The following is a 15,857-nucleotide window of genomic DNA, read 5'->3' on the forward strand; positions in this document are numbered from 1 at the left end:
AGAGGGTCAAGCCAAATTCGTATATTAAGCGTTCAGAAAATTCTTTTTCAGCCAATCCATGCTTTCCGCTACTGCTTCAAGCGGCGGATTCGCGCAAGTGTCCTGCTCAACGATCAGCCATTCTGCACCGGCTTCAACCGCACTATTAATGATAGGAAGCAGCGGTAGATCGCCACGGCCCAGCTCTACCGTATCAATTGGCAGTTGGCCATTGTTGTCGCGGTAGTCCTTCAAATGAAGCAAAGGCAAGCGTCCTGCATATTTCGCAATGTAAGCGAGCGGGTCTTTGCCGGAAAATTGCACCCAACCGATATCCATTTCCACTTTCAGAAGCTCAGGGCTGATTCGCTCATACAGCGCATCAAACACTTCCTTGCCGTCGATTTCCACTTTGAATTCAAAATCATGATTATGGTAGGCGAAATCAATACCCGCTTCGCGGAAACGTTTACCATACTCCTCAAAAGCTACAAAATGCTTCGCCCAAGCTTCAGCGCTGCGCTGATCATCCAGCAAATAAGGACAGATCGCATATTTTGCGCCAATTGTTTTCAAGTAAGCGATTTCTTCTTCCAGCTGGCTTTCCAGCAAATGCAGGCCGATATGGCTTCCGATTGCTTTTAGTCCTAGCTCCTGGAGCAAATCACGCATTTTCTCCGCTTCAATACCGCCATAACCTGCAAACTCCACGCCTTCATAGCCCATTGCCGCAACCTTGCGCAGCGTACCTTCGAAGTCTTCCGCTGTTGCGTCACGGAGCGTATACAATTGTAAACCAATTCCGATTTGTCCCACTTTGGCCGCACTCCTTTATATTGTAAATTTAGTTTCTCAAGTCTTGTACCTTACCTTTCAAATTATATAGAAGGAGCGCTGCAAAAAACAGCTGTCATGTTAGTCTTTTTATATGTTATTTTGTTGAATGCTGACTTTTACTCTAGGAAAAAAACGCCCTGCGACGACTGTTGGTCCGGTCGTCACAAGGCGTTGGTCTGTTTTAAACAAACATCCAGCATTATGCCGTTTGTTTATTTCAATAATTATTTCATTTACTTCAACGTAATCGTCAATGCCGTTTCTTTCGCGCCAGCAGCAATGGATACTACGCCGCCCTGAAGCGAAGCAGCGCCATCGACTTTAGCTATTTCGCCAATGCCGTGAAGTGCCAGGCTGAGCGCTTTGCCGCTGCCCTGTACTTTAACTGCGACTTCATTGCCTTCGCGTTTCATGGTAACAAGCAGCTCGGCAGCGCCTTTAATGTCGCGAACCGTGGTCGATGCCGATGCTCCATCAGCAAGGCTGTAAGCCGTCAGCTTCACGCCGTCAGCATAGTCATAATCCGGCTTCGTATCATTCGCACCGATTGCGATGATCGAATTTGGACGAACGAACAATGGAAGCGAGAGGAAGTCATGCGTTTCCTTGAACCATTTTCCACCTTCTACGATTTCTCCAGTCAGTAGATGCGTCCAGCTGCCTTCCGGCAAATAATATTGTACAAAGCCGTTTTCGTCGAATACAGGAGCAACCATAATGGAATCACCCAGCATGTACTGGCGATCAAGGAACTCGGAAGTTGGATCTTCCGGGAATTCCAGCACCATTGCACGCATCGACGGCAAGCCTTGCTCCACCGCTTGCGCAGCTGTATTAAACAGGTAAGGCATCAGGCTGCATTTGAGCTTCGTGAAGAAGCGGGTAACATCAACCGCCTCCGTGTCATACGCCCAAGGCACCCGGTACGATCTGCTGCCATGCAGGCGGCTGTGGCTGGAAAGCAAGCCAAACGCAAGCCAGCGTTTGAAGACATGGGCTGGAGCTGTGCTCTCAAAGCCGCCGATATCATGGCTCCAGAAGCCAAAGCCGGACAAGCCCAGCGACAGGCCGCCACGCAGCGATTCTGCCATTGACTCATAATCCGCGTAGCAGTCGCCGCCCCAGTGGACCGGGAATTTCTGACCGCCAACGGTAGCGGAACGCGCGAACAGCGCAGCTTCATTTTTGCCCAGCTTCTCTTCCAATACCTCAAATACAACCTTGTTGTATTGGTATGTGTAGAAATTATGCATTTTTTCAGGGTCAGAGCCGTCATGGTACACCACATCGGTCGGAATCCGCTCGCCGAAGTCGGTTTTAAAGCTGTCGACGCCCATATCTACAAGCTCACGCAGATAGCCTTTGTACCATTCGCATGCCGCAGGATTCGTGAAGTCCACGATACCCATGCCAGGCTGCCACATATCCCATTGCCATACGTCGCCATTTGGCTTTTTGATCAAATAGCCATTGTCTCTGCCCTCTTCAAACAGACGGGAGCGCTGCGCGATGTAAGGGTTAATCCATACGCAGATTTTGAGCCCCTTCTCTTTCAGGCGCTTCAGCATGCCGACAGGGTCCGGGAATATCCGCTCGTCCCATTTGAAATCCGTCCAGTGGAAATCACGCATCCAGAAACAGTCGAAGTGGAATACATGCAGCGGCAAACCGCGCTCTTCCATGCCATCGACGAAGGAGTTAACCGTTGCTTCATCATAATTGGTTGTAAAAGAGGTCGACAGCCACAGGCCGAACGTCCATGCCGGCGGCAAAGAAGGCTTGCCTGTCAGCTCGGTATATTTGCCAAGCACCTCTTTAATCGTCGGGCCATCAATAACGAAATATTCAAGGGATTCGCCAGTCACATGGAATTGAACCTTTTTCACTTTCTCCGAAGCAATCTCAAAGGAAACAAGATCCGGTTGGTTGACGAATACGCCGTAGCCTTTATTCGTTACATAGAAAGGAATATTTTTGTACGCTTGCTCGGAGCTTGTGCCGCCATCCTGATTCCAAATATCGACGACCTGGCCGTTGCGCACGAAAGGTGTAAAACGCTCGCCGAGTCCATAAACCCATTCGCCCACACCAAGATCCAGCTCTTCGCGCATATAGGCTTTCTCTTTGCCTTCCGTAATATACGCCATCGATTTCTGCCGGCTTCCGGTAATGCGCTCGGAGCCCCGGTAGAAATCCACTGACCACTCCGGGCCCTTGCGAATATGAACGCTTAGGCTGCCGCTTGTCAGGATCGCCGCTTCTTCTGTTTCTTCTATAGTAACAAAATTGCCGGTTTCCTTCGTCAGCTCGAATACAGGACCACGCTCACGCACGCCCATGTGATGAATCAGCTTAACGCCGACAACGCCTGGCATCGGAGAATGAAACCGAACCGTAAGCAGCATCGTATCTAACATATTGGAACGTGACAATATAGGACGCGGAGACGCATAAGCCGTAAGCACGCCATCCTTTTGCTCGAAATCATGGGCTTGTACCGCGCCCAAAAGGTCATACTGTTTGCGCAGCATCCAGTTGCCGTCAGTAAATTTCATAATAGAACCGACCTTTCTGCTTTTATATAGGTTATTTGACTTTAAAATCGTTCTATTTTGCATTATACTGATAAGCAAAGCAACAAACTAACAGAATTATGCCCGTTTATAACACCATTCTGATTTCTTCATCACCGGAGGTTGACTGCAATGGATTTGACGCTGCGTCATTCGCTCAGGGAAGACCGCATGCATGGCGATGTTACCTTTCCTCTTGCTGCTTACTGGATGGAATATGCACCTGGTGAGGTAAATGTAGATTGCCACTGGCATGACGAGGCTGAGTTTCTAGTTGTATTAGAGGGCGAGATGCTCTTCCAGATTGACACGGAGTATTTTCCCGTTCGCGCAGGCGAAGCCGTCTTCATCGACAGCGGAGATATCCATGCGGGGCACTCTTTAAATGGCTCCTCATGCACCTATTGCGCCATCGTTTTTGACGTTCGCTGGCTGGATAGCACAAGCTACGATGCTGTACAAGAAACCTGCGTTCGTCCGTTCCAGGAGAAGAAAAAGACGTTCCCGAGGCATATATCACCGGACAACGGTTGGAAGCGGCAGCTGCTCTTCCTGCTCCGATCGATGATCAACTGCTGCAGAGCTCCTTATGCTGGATTCGAAGCTGCGGTGAAAGGGTATTTTTACTTAATGCTGCATGAGATCGCCATTGAGAACCGGGCGTGCAATCGCAGCGAGGCAAGATCGGATGACAGAACTCGAATAGAGCGGCTTAAGAAAAGCATCCTCTATATCCAGCTGCATTATCGCAGACCAATACGCATTGGCGAGCTGGCGGAGCAAATTCCGATGAGCGAAGGACAGTTTTTCCGTTTTTTCAAATCAATGACGAGGCAGACGCCGGTTGAATATTTGAACGCCTATCGGGTGAATCAGGCCGCCGAGCTGCTGCTGCACACGGAACGCAAAATTTCAGACATCGCGCTGGAGGTCGGCTTCGACCATATCAGCTATTTTGTTAAAGTGTTTCGCAAGACGTTGAACTGTACCCCCTCCGATTTTCGCAAGCAAAAGCGGAATCCGGTCCAAAATGGCGCATTACAAGGTGAAACGGCTTTCCCCGTCCTCTGGCGGCACAGCGCGTTTCAGTCCGAGAAATATAAGCCCAATTTATAAGTGCAAAACTTATAAATTCTTATATTTCAAGCAAAAACGACTTCGTCGTCCTTCTAGGACGTGGGAAGAGCTTTGCCCTAGAATTCTAAGCGGATATAAGGATGAATCTTATAAATGCTTAGAATTTTAGAAAAAATTACGATTTTGTAACCTTTTCATAACTTTTTTTTAAGATTGGCTTAAGATTCATCAAGTAAAGTTAAATTAAAATTAGCCAATGAGCGGAGGAAATCCTTTATGAAAACAATGCTGTTGTTTCAAAATAAAACGATTCCCGTCTATATAACGGATACGAATAAAAAAGCTGTCGAGAAGCTGACCGATGTACTGAACCGCAAGCTGAACACTGGAAAAAATGCGCTCAAGCTCTGTATCAAGTCGCTGATCAGCGTCGAAATTGTCGGCAGCGAAGCTACGCTGCATTCGTATCATGAGAAGGATACGTTAACCATTTCCCTTTATTAAGCTAAGTATGCTTCTGCAAGCTGAGCTCTTGCTATTCTGGCAATTGGACAAGCTGTGATTTTAAGTTCTGATTGTGTTCGTTCAAGCAGGCGATCTGGCATCGCCTGCTTTGCTTCGTTTAGGCCACCAGCATCACTGGGCCATTGCTCAAATTTTAATACATGATATACTAGATTCAATGATTATTGGAGGCTGTTAAATGAGCGAACAAATGAACCGAATTGAACAGTTATTGATCCAATTTGCACAGCAAACGAACGAACGGCTTGATCAGATTGACAAGCGTTTTGACCAAGTAGATACTCGGCTTGACCACATGGACAAGCGTTTTGACCAAGTAGACACTCGCCTTGACCAAATGGATACGCGGCTTGATCAAATTCAAATCCAACTGGAGCGCATGGAAGATTCGGAAAATGACGATGTCATTAGCATACTTCGTCATACGCATGACAAAGTTTCGCATTTGAATCAGAATGTTACGAGCCTTAAACAAGATGTGGAATACATCGTTAAGGAGCAGTCCATTATTAAGCTGGAAATTGAACGTTTAAAACATAAACAACCGCTATTTTCCAATCAATATAAAAATGTGCTCGAAGATCACTAACTCATTCCATACCAAAAAGCAGTCTTCAAATTGCCCGCGACGCGAGCTTGAAGACTGCTTTTTTCATGTAAATGATAGGATATCTATACACGGTTACGACTAAGGTGTCGTAACCGTCGCCTTATGAAGCGGCCGCTGCTGCTCCGAGACAAGCAAGCTAACCTTCCACTTCACATAGAGCTCCCATGCCGTCCCATTGTCGATCAAATCCTTGCACGTATACAAGCCTTCTTCAATGGAATCGACGCGCTCTGCCAAATGAAGCCGAACCGCTGCATTAAGCAGCACCTGGTTCATAAAAGCAAGATGGCCGCCTCCGTTAAGCACAGCTTCCGTCACGGCAATTTGCTCGGCAGGCGTCCAGTCCACCTCGGGAGGCGTCAGCTCCAGTCCATACGCATCTGGATCGATGATTTGCAGGCTGGCTTCACCGTTTTCCACCTGATACGTCCTGGTTGGCCGCTCGATGAACAAATCCTCCGAGCCCTCCGTTCCTTGGACAATGAGCGCCTTCTTATAGTTTAAATTCATCATTAGCTTTGACATGCGGTCAAACACCGTATTGTGATATACGCCGAATATGATATAAGGCGAATGTCCATAATCGACAAGCTTCTCAGCTGTGTTCAGCACCGTTCGCATGCCCATTTCCTCACGCAGTCCATGCAGCCGCTTAAGCGGCGGACACCACTCTTCTGCTGGAACGAACAGAATGCCCGTCTCCCTAGCAGCTTCAAGTGATGCCTCCTGTGAGAGCTGCTTCGGATCTATACCCAGCTCAAGCAGCAGATCCTGCAGCGTAATGCCCCATTTGGGAGGAAGCGAAGCTGTGCCGTGCAGCGTAACCGGCAATCCAGCTGCCGCTAAGACGAAGGAGGTCGCGAATGTGGCGTAAAATGATTTTTTCCTGCCGTCGTATGGTCCTGCACAATCAATTCCCTCCTGCACATGCTCGCGGCGTGCCTGGCTCCGGCACACGTTGACGAAAGCTTCGAGCTCCTCAACGCTTTCCATTTTAATTCGCTCCGCCATAAAAAAAGCGCCAATCTGAGCCTGAGTCGCCTCCAGATTCACAATCCATTCGGCTGCTTGCACCGCTTCATCATAGGTCAAATCACGCGCACCCCTTTTGCCGCGCCCGACTTCCTTCAGTAGATTGGTAATCATTGGTACTCCCCCTTATTTTTGCTCCTGCAGCAGCTGATATACCTTCACAATGGATGTCGCTACATCCACGAGACGTTTGCGTTCATTCATCGCCTGCTTGCGCAGCAAGTCATAAGCCTCCGCTTCGGAAACTTTTTTAATGTCGCATAAAATCCCCTTCGCCATGTCGATCCATTTCCGTTCTTCCAGACGACCTTCGAGCTGCTGGCGCTCCATATGCCATTGCTGACGCTCACTGCATTGCTTTGCGCCAAAATGGAATGCCCAATGCAGCTCCTGCTCGCTCATAACCGGCGTAATGATGCCATCCACCGGAAGATCATCCTCGCAAAAAGCATTCGAAAGCGTTGCGGTTTCGGCACTGCACCACCAAAGCATCGGAATCTTTTTCCAACCCAGCAGCTTAGTGCCCCAATACTTTACTTCGTTTAATGGGAGATTTAATACTACCGCATCCGATTGAGCGATATGCTTGCGCGCAAGCTCCTCGCTGCTGCCATGTAAAACAAAATAACCGCTGGATTCCAATATAACTTCAGGAAAAAGCCTACTTAAATCACGGTCTGCCTGGTTTTTCTGTTGTTCAGACTCCCGCTCGACTGCTTTATGTTCAATTAGTAATAAAGAACGCATTCAGGAGCGCCCCCTCCTATTTAACTGTTGTGAATATTTATAACACAAAAACCTTTAATTTGTCGACACCTCAAATTATACAACAATTTACGTGAGGTATATTGACATGATATAAAAATCCAGTGTATAGTAGCACTATCAACTATAACGTTTTTTCACGAGTACAATGGCGTATTCGATTGAACCGGCAACGGAGCCTGGTTTCGTTCTACCAAGGAAAGCACAACTGTGTCCTTGGCAGCGAAATCAGGCTTTTTATATTTACCTAGACAGAGCTGCCCTATTTGAGAGGAGAGAACCATTATGACAGTCCCTAAAAAATTAGTACTTATCGGCAACGGCATGGCAGGTGTCCGTGCAATCGAGCATTTGCTCAAGCTCGCCCCAGATACTTACGAAATCACGATTTTCGGTGCGGAGCCGCACCCTAACTATAATCGTATTATGTTGTCCACCGTCCTAGCGGGCAGCACCGAGCTTAAAGATATCATTATTAATGATTGGGATTGGTACAAGGAAAACAACATTACGCTTCATACGAATCAATCGATCAAGAAAATCGATACGCAGCGCAAAGTTGTTATTTCCGAAAGCGGCATTGAAGCCCCTTATGATGAAGTGGTTATCGCAACAGGCTCCAAAGCCTTTATGCTCCCTATTCCCGGCGCAGATAAAGAAGGCGTCATTGCCTTCCGCGATATTCAAGATTGCGAAAAAATGTTCAGCGCAGCAAAATCGTACAAAAAAGCAGCCGTTATCGGCGCTGGCCTGCTCGGCTTAGAAGCTGCCCGCGGCTTGCTCAACCTCGGTATGGAAGTCACGGTCATTCATAAACATCCTTATATTATGGAACGCCAGCTGGATGAAGCGGCCTCGCTCATGCTGAGAAAAGAACTTGAAACGCAAGGCATGAAATTTCTGCTCAGCAAGCACTCCGCTTCTATTACAGGCCGCGGCAGAGTCAAGGAGCTGCAATTTACCGATGGAAGCCACTTGGCTACTGATCTGATTGTAATGGCGGTCGGCATTCGTCCGAATGTCGATTTGGCGAAAAGCTCCGGTATTGACTATAACAACGGCATACTCGTCGATGATTTTATGAATACGAACATCCCTCATGTATCAGCACTTGGAGAATGTGTCGAGCATAGAGGCGTTGCTTACGGCCTTGTGGCTCCATTGTATGAGCAAGGCGCGGTGCTCGCTAAACGTCTCGCTGGCGTGGAAACGGCTGGTTATGCCGGATCGGTAACTTCCACCAAGCTAAAGGTTTCCGGCGTCGATGTTTTCTCGGCGGGGCGCTTTGTTGAGACAGAGGGCTCACGCGCAATGCGGATTCAAGATGATGTGGCCGGCACTTATAAAAAGATCGTTATACGGAACGGCAAGCTGGTTGGTGCGGTATTATTCGGTGATACAGCAGATGGTGCTTCGTTGTTTGCTTCCATTAAAAGCGGAGAATCGATTGAAGGCCGCGAGAAAGAACTGCTGCTCGGCATTTCGAGCGATCTGCTTGGCAAGTCAGGCGGCGGTGCAAGCCGTCTGGAAAATATGCCCGACGATGAAATCGTCTGCGGCTGCAACGGCGTTACTAAAAGCGCGATTGGCGATGCAGTCCTTAACAAAGGCTGCCATACATTTGGTGAACTAAAAGCCTGCACGAAGGCATCCGCATCTTGCGGCGGCTGCAAGGCCGACATTGAAGGACTGCTGCATTTTTACGCAGGTGATAAGGTCGGCGAATCGGCGAAGGAAGGTATTTGTGGCTGCACATCGCTTGGCCGTGATGAAATCGTCGAACAAATCCAAAGCATGCGTCTGATGACTGTCAAAGAAGTGATGCATGTGCTCGACTGGAATAACAAAGAAGGCTGCTCGAAGTGCCGCCCTTCCCTCAACTACTATCTCGGCATGCTGTTCCCAGAGGAATATGTCGATGAGAAGGAATCCCGCTTCACGAATGAACGTTACCACGCCAACATTCAGAAGGACGGTACCTATTCCGTTGTTCCACGTATTTATGGCGGCGTGACGACTCCAGCCGACTTGATTAAAATCGCTTCGGTAGCAGAGAAATTCAATGTGCCACTGGTGAAATTTACAGGCGGTCAGCGCCTTGACTTGTTCGGTGTAAAGAAAGAAGATTTGCCAAAAATGTGGGAGGAGCTGGAGATGGCTTCGGGCCACGCCTACGGCAAAACGCTCCGTACCGTAAAAACATGCGTCGGCAATACATTCTGCCGCTTCGGCACACAGGATGCCATGGCTATGGGCATTAAGATGGAAAAAGCTTTTGAGCGACTGAACGCTCCAGCGAAGTTCAAGCTGGCGGTATCCGGATGTCCCCGCAACTGTGCGGAAGCAACGATTAAAGATTTGGGCGTCGTAGCTATTGATGGGGCGTGGGAAATTCATGTTGGCGGCAATGCCGGCGTAAAGGTAAGAGCCTGCGATCTGCTGACTACGGTAAAAACAGAAGAAGAGGTTATGGAATGGACGAGTGCTTACTTGCAATACTACCGCGAAACAGGGCAATGGAATGAGCGCACAGCACACTGGATCGACCGTGTTGGTCTTGATACAGTGAAGAAAGCGTTGGAGAAGCAGGAAGACCGTCTCGCGCTCATGGAACGTGTACAGAAAGCACTCAGCGTGACTACAGATCCTTGGAAAGAAATTGTTGATAACGATGAATTGCGTAAAAACTTCGAACCGATTGCCGGCCCACTGCCGGTCTAACATCAGGAGGGATTAAATATGAGCAAACTGCTGATTGGCAAATTATCTGATATTGATATTCGCGGCTCACGCACCGTTCGTGTGAAGGAGACGGAAATTGCATTATTCCGTCTTGAGGACGGCAGTGTGCTGGCTATTGAAAATCGTTGTCCGCATAAGGGCGGACTATTATCCGAAGGCATGGTATGCGGTACAGTTGTCCATTGTCCACTGCATGATTGGAAGGTTGACCTCCAAAGCGGATTGGTCAAGGATCCGGATGACGGCTGTGTAATGACTTTTGATACTGAAATTGATCCAGAGGACGGCGCTATCTATGTAACGCTTTAATTTATACATTTTATAAATATTACTTATTTCCTAATATCATCGTTTTACTTTTATAATAGAGAGCAAGTTATGCCATTGCTAATCTTAAGGAGAAACCATTATGTCCTACATCAAACCCGCAGAAGTAATAGACGCTATGATCGATACCGGGGCTGCAAAAGCAAATGCTGGCACGCTGCAAATGCTCGTTCGCGGGTTTCTCGGGGGAGCGATTTTGGCTTTTGCCACAACGCTTGCGTTTACAGCAACGAGCCAAACCTCACTTGGTCTTGCAGGTGCTCTTGTATTTCCAGCCGGGTTCGTCATCATTGTTCTCCTTGGATTGGAGCTTGTTACTGGCAGCTTTGCACTCCTTCCGCTAGCTGTTCTTGCCCGCAGGACGAGCGTATCCCGAATGCTGTCCAATTATATTTGGGTGATCGCCGGACATCTCATTGGCTGCGCTGCCTATGCGCTGTTGTATAGTTTAGTCATTACGAAAATGTTCACCGATATGAGCAATCCGCTCATTCAAATGATTATACAGCTTAGCGAAACGAAAACAATTGGCTACAAGCATATGGGGTCTGAGGGCATGATGCTTGTTGTTATTAAAGCCATTTTGTGCAATTGGATGGTAACACTCGGCGTTGTAATGGCGATGACATCCAAATCAACGGGCGGCAAAATCATTGCGATGTGGCTGCCAATCGTCATTTTCTTCGCCCAAGGCTTTGAACATGCTGTCGTTAATATGTTCGTCATTCCCGCAGGCATGCTGTTTGGCGCTCACGTCAGCTTTTCTGATTGGTGGGTATGGAATCAAATCCCCGTAATCGTTGGCAACTTTATTGGCGGTGCAGTGTTCACAGGGATGATGCTGTATTTGTCCCATCCTTCGCCGAAAAACCAAGCTGTAGGCGTTAAAGCACAGATAAAATCCGAGCCAGCAGCAGTTGGAGCGATTGTCGCCAAAGGAAGTGGTCTATGATGAAGCAAGCACCAGGTACGGTTTATATTGTCGGAGCAGGTCCAGGCGATCCCGAGCTCATTACTGTAAAAGCCATGCGGCGCATCCAGTCGGCTGACATTATTTTATATGACAGGCTCGCTACGACTGAGCTGCTCGATTATGCCAGCAAAAACGTCGAGCTCATCTATTGCGGCAAAGCACCAAACGCCCATGCTATACCACAGGATCAAATTAATCAACTGCTTGTACAATATGCTAGCCAAGGAAAAAATGTCGTTCGGCTGAAGGGCGGCGACCCCTTCGTCTTCGGACGCGGCGGCGAGGAAACGCTGGAGCTTGCCAAGCATGGCATTCCTTATGAGGTGATTCCCGGTATTACGTCCGCCATTGGAGCAGCAGCAGCCGCGAATATTCCGCTTACACACCGAGAGCATGCTTCATCCTTCGCCTGCGTCACAGGCACCCGCTGCCATGGGGATAAAGCTCCTGTACGCTGGGATCTGCTTGCACACAGCGTAGATACTTTAGCGATTTATATGGGGGTCAGCCAGCTTGGCGCCATTCGCGAAGAGCTGCTGAAGCATGGGAAAGCCGCTACGACGCCCGTTGCACTTATTGAACGAGGCACCACCTCGAGGCAGCGTACCTTTACAGGGACACTTGAGCATATTCATAATCTGGCCGCATCCGTACAGCTCAGCAACCCGGCGTTAATTATTATCGGCGAGGTTGTCAAAGTGCGGGAGCAGCTGCTCTTGGCAGAGCAGCAAGCGGAGCAACAGGCCGGGCAATTAATTGGCTGACAGAAATTTTTAAATACAAGAGACCCTAGGGAGCTAGCTCCCCAGGGTCTCTTGCATTTGAAGCAGCGCTTGCTGCCACTTAATAGGTTGTGTACGCAGATGATAATGAGAGTATCAGAAGCTTGGTGGACACAGAATCCGCTATTTCAACAGAATATCGGTTATGAAGAATCCTGCGGACTCAGGAGCCGCTAATGCTCCACCAATCGTCATTTTGACATAATCATGAGGACAATAGCTGATTTGCTGTCCACTTACGGGCTGAATTTGTATAAAAAGCTAAAATAGCGGAACCTCTGTCCTTCAAAAAAGGAAATGATCCCCTGCCATCGCGGTACAAAAAATAATTGCATTATTGGGTTTTCAAACAAATCCTAAATAACAATTTGACCATTATACAAAATATTTATTAAATATCTTTTCGGCCGTTCGTGTGGCCAGCGCTTGTGTAGTAAGAGTCGGATTCGGTCCACCAATACCGTTGAAGTGCACGCTGTTATCAGCGATGAACAATCGCTTGACTTGCATCGCCTCGCAGTTCGTATCCGTAACGTATCCCATTCGCATGGTACTTTCAATATGAAGCATAAAACTGAATGGCGTATCCGAGCGAATGATCGTTTTGGCTCCTGCCTGCTTCAGCGTCTCGGCAGCATATCTGGCCAATTTGTCACGCCTTTGCAGCGTTTTTATGCTCGGAACATAATGAACAACTGGAATCGGGCCATTCTCGTCCTTCAGCAGCGGATCCACCTCTACCCTGTTGTGGTAAAGCGTTTCATCATCCGTGAGGAGCAGCATCGTCATCGTTCGAGTATAATTTCTCATCAGCTCTTTCAATTGAGGACCAACAACCCGGCCGTGAATATCCCATGGCGCTCCAGGTTCGGGAGGGTTCAGGGCATTAAAGCCTGCCTCGCTGAAGCCATAAGTCAAATAAGACATTAAACCTGGGCTTAGGCAGGACACCTGGAAAATCCCCGTTCCCGGAATATCAACTCTGGCTCCCGAAGTGTGCCCCATATACGGATAGACGGAAGGCATGCCCAGTATGCTCATTAGTTCCTTTTCATCAAAAACGCCTGAAACCCAGTCGAAGCAATGATTCGTCAACCCTCTTCCTACCCAAGCATTATGGGGCAGTCCAGAATTTAGCCACAGACGCGGAGATTCGATGCAGCCTGCGGCCATGACGACGGTTTTGGCATTCAGCTCTCCGATTTCTCCTGTCCATGTGTCTCGAAATTGTACGCCTGTTGCACGGAGCCCTTCTTTGGGATCCTGCTCTGTTAAAATTTTTATCGCGAAGGAATTAGGACGAATGGCAACGTTGCCGGTTTTGAGGGCGAGAGGAATATAGCTGACGAGGGTGCTTCTCTTGGCAATTTTATCTACTGAAGGTCCGACCGAGCACCCGTTGACACAGTTCCCCTTCAAGGTGCATCCTTCCATGTGCGATAATTGCTCCAATGAATAATTAGGGTCCATTAGATGTTCATTTGTCGGGAGAATTGCGTTGGGATTCGGGCGATAACCCGGCGTTGTCACATTGAGTGTTGGTATGAGCTGCCACCCTGCTTTTTTAGCTCCATAGTAAAAAAGCTCTTCTTTCGGAGTTGTCGGTGCGAACTGGACAGGTAAAGTAGCTTCGGCTTTCTCGTAATAAGGGATCAGCTCTTGATAGCTGATTGGCCAAATCCCGTCAACCGCGATAGGAAAAGCCCTTGGCGACTGCGTCCAATAATGCTGGGTCGTTCCGCCAACTCCAGATAGCTGCCAGATGTCTCCCTTCTGGCGCATCACTCGGTGCCAAGGTGTACGCCTCCGGTCTGCCGGCCCGAAGCGGAACACGCCGGACACCACATCGTTCATATTGTTCTCATACCCATTGTAGAGCTTCTTATAGAGACCCACATCCAAATCATTGTAGCTGGAGCTCCATTCTCCTCCACGTTCGCTGTTTGGGTTTTGCCAGTGTTTATTGCCATACCACGGGCCAGCTTCAAGCACCAATACTTGCAGCCCAGCTTCCGCGAGCTCCTTAGCGGCGACAGCTCCGCCGCCGCCTGATCCGATTACGATGACATCCGCATCATACAATGGTGGATTCTCCTCCCTCTCGAACGATGGTCAACTTGTAACCTAGCAGCGCCCGATAACCCGGGACGACGCCTGGATAGCCGACCTGCTTCCAGCTGATCGGGAAATATTCCAATCTTCGCTCGGTGGGCGTGGCGAGCCGCGTCGTACCGTAGGCGGACCACTCCGAGTAATTGCCAAACATCGTTTGCCTAGTGAGAAAATCAATCATAAATCGGACATTGCCGCCATTATCCCGGTACGGAGGCGGCAAGCTTCCAAGATCAACATCAAGCTGTTCAAGCATCGCCAAGACCCGAATTCTGTCGATAGGAGAAAGCGCAGCGTAAGGACAGCTTCCCCAAACCGCATGATTGGGAGCATGCTTCGCCCGCCCGGAAGTGACAAGCTCGACAGCACCTGCATTAAGCAATTGAGCAGTAGGAGAGGCTAACGGAACGACGGTAAGATGTGTTCCCAGAAAAAGCGAAAGACTGTGATCCAATTCCCAAATCATATACTCATGAATGTGCAAATCTGCCGCGCCGGGCGTTTGCTCCGCTCCAAATACGGCAAGCGCAGGCGTGGCAGGAACAATGGCTTCAACAAGCGCTCGAAATGTTGCAAACGTATGAGGATCAATGGAATTCATAGATGATTTTGCCCAATACATGCTCGATTCCACCCTTTGCAAGCCATAATGTTAAGAGTTTGGACTCAATATAACAAAATCTATTCTGTTAGTTTGTTTATTATTCTTGCATAATAAAAAAGAAAGAGCAGCCATTAATTAGGGCCGCTCTTTCCTTTATTCGGTTGCAATGTCCTTATGAAGTTGCTGTAGGAGATGCTTCTGCCGCAGCATCAGAGCCTTGGCCCGCTGCTCCACCGCCACCGCCTTGGCCGCCTGGACGACCTCCGCCCATTCCGCCCATTCCGCCCATTCCTCCACCCATCATGCCGCCGATTTGAATCGTCGCCGCATCTTGGGTGCCATCGGTTACCGTGTAGGTAACAATGTCATCGGCCTTGAGGTCAGCAAGCGACTTGGTTGTTTCCACGCGCTGGTCGTTTTCGAAGGAGATAGCTGTAATCGTTGTCGCATCAGTTACCGTCACTTCCACCGTTTCCTCGGTGAACATGTTTTCCATATTCATCCGCCCACCGCCCTGACCTTGGGCAGTCTGTCCACCATCTTGTGCTGGCGGCTCCGGCTGTGTTCCATCTGACGCCGCTCCTGCTTCACCTTGCTGTGCATCTCCTTGCGCTGGAGGCTCGCCGCCTCCTTGGCGGTCACCTGGCGTAAAGGAAGATTTGTACAACGTAATGGTCTGCCCATCAATGGATTTGATCTTGCCCATTGTGCCTCCCATCATCATGCCGCCTTGGCCCGGACCGCCCTGCGCTTGGCCAGCACCAGTATCCGCTTGTGTACCACTCTGCGCAGCGGACGCTTCCGTGCCTGCAGCAGTCGTATTCGTCGCTGTCTGATTGGCACTGCATGCAGCCAAGGTGGCCATTATGAGAATCGTACTTAGTAGTATTTTCCAATTTTTCATAAAGGTTCGCTTCCT

14 protein-coding genes are annotated in these 15,857 nt (G+C 48.9%); 7 read left to right on the forward strand and 7 right to left on the reverse strand.

The window, feature by feature from the left end:
* Positions 1-24: 24 nt before the first annotated feature.
* Both ACSR9A_RS30485 and yicI read right to left on the reverse strand, forming a co-directional pair.
* The gene (locus ACSR9A_RS30485) at positions 25-795 is read right to left on the reverse strand and encodes a sugar phosphate isomerase/epimerase family protein (protein WP_473762288.1); all 771 of its coding nucleotides are present in this window, start codon (positions 793-795) and stop codon (positions 25-27) included.
* Positions 796-1,049: 254 nt separating this feature from the next.
* Positions 1,050-3,371 carry an alpha-xylosidase gene (yicI, locus tag ACSR9A_RS30490; protein ID WP_473762290.1) on the reverse strand — a complete coding sequence of 774 codons (2,322 nt, stop codon included), beginning with the start codon at positions 3,369-3,371 and terminating at the stop codon, positions 1,050-1,052.
* A gap of 150 nt (positions 3,372-3,521) precedes the next feature.
* Between yicI and ACSR9A_RS30495 the strand changes: the two genes are divergently transcribed.
* The 3 genes from ACSR9A_RS30495 (at position 3,522) to ACSR9A_RS30505 (ending at position 5,580) form a co-directional block, all read left to right on the forward strand.
* Positions 3,522-4,505 carry a helix-turn-helix domain-containing protein gene (locus ACSR9A_RS30495; RefSeq protein ID WP_473762292.1) on the forward strand — a complete coding sequence of 328 codons (984 nt, stop codon included), beginning with the start codon at positions 3,522-3,524 and terminating at the stop codon, positions 4,503-4,505.
* Positions 4,506-4,742: 237 nt separating this feature from the next.
* On the forward strand, positions 4,743-4,970 hold the full coding sequence (locus ACSR9A_RS30500; RefSeq protein ID WP_046228538.1) for a hypothetical protein: 228 nt from the start codon (positions 4,743-4,745) through the stop codon (positions 4,968-4,970).
* A gap of 199 nt (positions 4,971-5,169) precedes the next feature.
* Positions 5,170-5,580: a hypothetical protein gene (locus ACSR9A_RS30505; protein ID WP_473762294.1), complete on the forward strand. Its 411-nt coding sequence runs from the start codon at positions 5,170-5,172 to the stop codon at positions 5,578-5,580.
* 99 nt (positions 5,581-5,679) lie between these two features.
* Here ACSR9A_RS30505 and ACSR9A_RS30510 read toward each other — a convergent pair whose 3' ends face one another.
* Both ACSR9A_RS30510 and ACSR9A_RS30515 read right to left on the reverse strand, forming a co-directional pair.
* Positions 5,680-6,747, reverse strand: a complete 1,068-nt coding sequence (locus ACSR9A_RS30510) for an anthranilate phosphoribosyltransferase (protein WP_473762296.1) — start codon at positions 6,745-6,747, stop codon at positions 5,680-5,682.
* Positions 6,748-6,759: 12 nt separating this feature from the next.
* Complete coding sequence (locus ACSR9A_RS30515) at positions 6,760-7,380, reverse strand: ANTAR domain-containing response regulator (RefSeq protein WP_473762298.1); 621 nt, start codon at positions 7,378-7,380, stop codon at positions 6,760-6,762.
* 303 nt (positions 7,381-7,683) lie between these two features.
* Here ACSR9A_RS30515 and nirB point away from each other — a divergent pair, with 303 nt between their 5' ends.
* The 4 genes from nirB (at position 7,684) to cobA (ending at position 12,204) form a co-directional block, all read left to right on the forward strand.
* Positions 7,684-10,119 carry a nitrite reductase large subunit NirB gene (gene nirB, locus ACSR9A_RS30520; RefSeq protein WP_473762301.1) on the forward strand — a complete coding sequence of 812 codons (2,436 nt, stop codon included), beginning with the start codon at positions 7,684-7,686 and terminating at the stop codon, positions 10,117-10,119.
* Positions 10,120-10,137: 18 nt separating this feature from the next.
* A complete protein-coding gene (gene nirD, locus ACSR9A_RS30525) occupies positions 10,138-10,449 on the forward strand; it encodes a nitrite reductase small subunit NirD (RefSeq protein WP_473762304.1) in 312 nt (103 codons plus the stop codon).
* Between the two features lie 100 nt (positions 10,450-10,549).
* The gene (locus ACSR9A_RS30530) at positions 10,550-11,419 is read left to right on the forward strand and encodes a formate/nitrite transporter family protein (protein ID WP_473762306.1); all 870 of its coding nucleotides are present in this window, start codon (positions 10,550-10,552) and stop codon (positions 11,417-11,419) included.
* The gene (gene cobA, locus ACSR9A_RS30535; RefSeq protein ID WP_341282886.1) at positions 11,419-12,204 is read left to right on the forward strand and encodes a uroporphyrinogen-III C-methyltransferase; all 786 of its coding nucleotides are present in this window, start codon (positions 11,419-11,421) and stop codon (positions 12,202-12,204) included. The genes ACSR9A_RS30530 and cobA overlap by 1 nt, the downstream gene beginning before the upstream one ends.
* A 393-nt stretch (positions 12,205-12,597) precedes the next feature.
* On the opposite strand, the gene ACSR9A_RS30540 is transcribed toward cobA, so the two are convergent.
* The 3 genes from ACSR9A_RS30540 to ACSR9A_RS30550 all read right to left on the reverse strand — a co-directional run bounded on the left by ACSR9A_RS30540 (position 12,598) and on the right by ACSR9A_RS30550 (position 15,842).
* Positions 12,598-14,304 (reverse strand): GMC family oxidoreductase N-terminal domain-containing protein, encoded by a 1,707-nt coding sequence (locus ACSR9A_RS30540; RefSeq protein ID WP_473762307.1) that lies wholly within the window; start codon positions 14,302-14,304, stop codon positions 12,598-12,600.
* Complete coding sequence (locus tag ACSR9A_RS30545) at positions 14,297-14,956, reverse strand: hypothetical protein (RefSeq protein WP_473762308.1); 660 nt, start codon at positions 14,954-14,956, stop codon at positions 14,297-14,299. Before ACSR9A_RS30545 ends, ACSR9A_RS30540 begins: the two co-directional genes overlap by 8 nt.
* A 154-nt stretch (positions 14,957-15,110) precedes the next feature.
* The gene (locus ACSR9A_RS30550; RefSeq protein ID WP_473762309.1) at positions 15,111-15,842 is read right to left on the reverse strand and encodes a hypothetical protein; all 732 of its coding nucleotides are present in this window, start codon (positions 15,840-15,842) and stop codon (positions 15,111-15,113) included.
* Positions 15,843-15,857: the final 15 nt, after the last annotated feature.

This window comes from Paenibacillus sp. R-74696, from assembly GCF_055814915.1.

What these genes read in the sequence shown, in the direction of transcription:
- yicI (WP_473762290.1), bottom strand. Translation starts at nt 3,371, where the DNA reads ATGAAATTTACTGACGGCAACTGGATGCTGCGCAAACAGTATGACCTT.
- ACSR9A_RS30495 (WP_473762292.1), top strand. Translation starts at nt 3,522, where the DNA reads ATGGATTTGACGCTGCGTCATTCGCTCAGGGAAGACCGCATGCATGGC.
- ACSR9A_RS30500 (WP_046228538.1), top strand. Translation starts at nt 4,743, where the DNA reads ATGAAAACAATGCTGTTGTTTCAAAATAAAACGATTCCCGTCTATATA.
- ACSR9A_RS30505 (WP_473762294.1), top strand. Translation starts at nt 5,170, where the DNA reads ATGAGCGAACAAATGAACCGAATTGAACAGTTATTGATCCAATTTGCA.
- ACSR9A_RS30510 (WP_473762296.1), bottom strand. Translation starts at nt 6,747, where the DNA reads ATGATTACCAATCTACTGAAGGAAGTCGGGCGCGGCAAAAGGGGTGCG.
- ACSR9A_RS30515 (WP_473762298.1), bottom strand. Translation starts at nt 7,380, where the DNA reads ATGCGTTCTTTATTACTAATTGAACATAAAGCAGTCGAGCGGGAGTCT.
- nirB (WP_473762301.1), top strand. Translation starts at nt 7,684, where the DNA reads ATGACAGTCCCTAAAAAATTAGTACTTATCGGCAACGGCATGGCAGGT.
- nirD (WP_473762304.1), top strand. Translation starts at nt 10,138, where the DNA reads ATGAGCAAACTGCTGATTGGCAAATTATCTGATATTGATATTCGCGGC.
- ACSR9A_RS30530 (WP_473762306.1), top strand. Translation starts at nt 10,550, where the DNA reads ATGTCCTACATCAAACCCGCAGAAGTAATAGACGCTATGATCGATACC.
- cobA (WP_341282886.1), top strand. Translation starts at nt 11,419, where the DNA reads ATGAAGCAAGCACCAGGTACGGTTTATATTGTCGGAGCAGGTCCAGGC.
- ACSR9A_RS30545 (WP_473762308.1), bottom strand. Translation starts at nt 14,956, where the DNA reads ATGTATTGGGCAAAATCATCTATGAATTCCATTGATCCTCATACGTTT.
- ACSR9A_RS30550 (WP_473762309.1), bottom strand. Translation starts at nt 15,842, where the DNA reads ATGAAAAATTGGAAAATACTACTAAGTACGATTCTCATAATGGCCACC.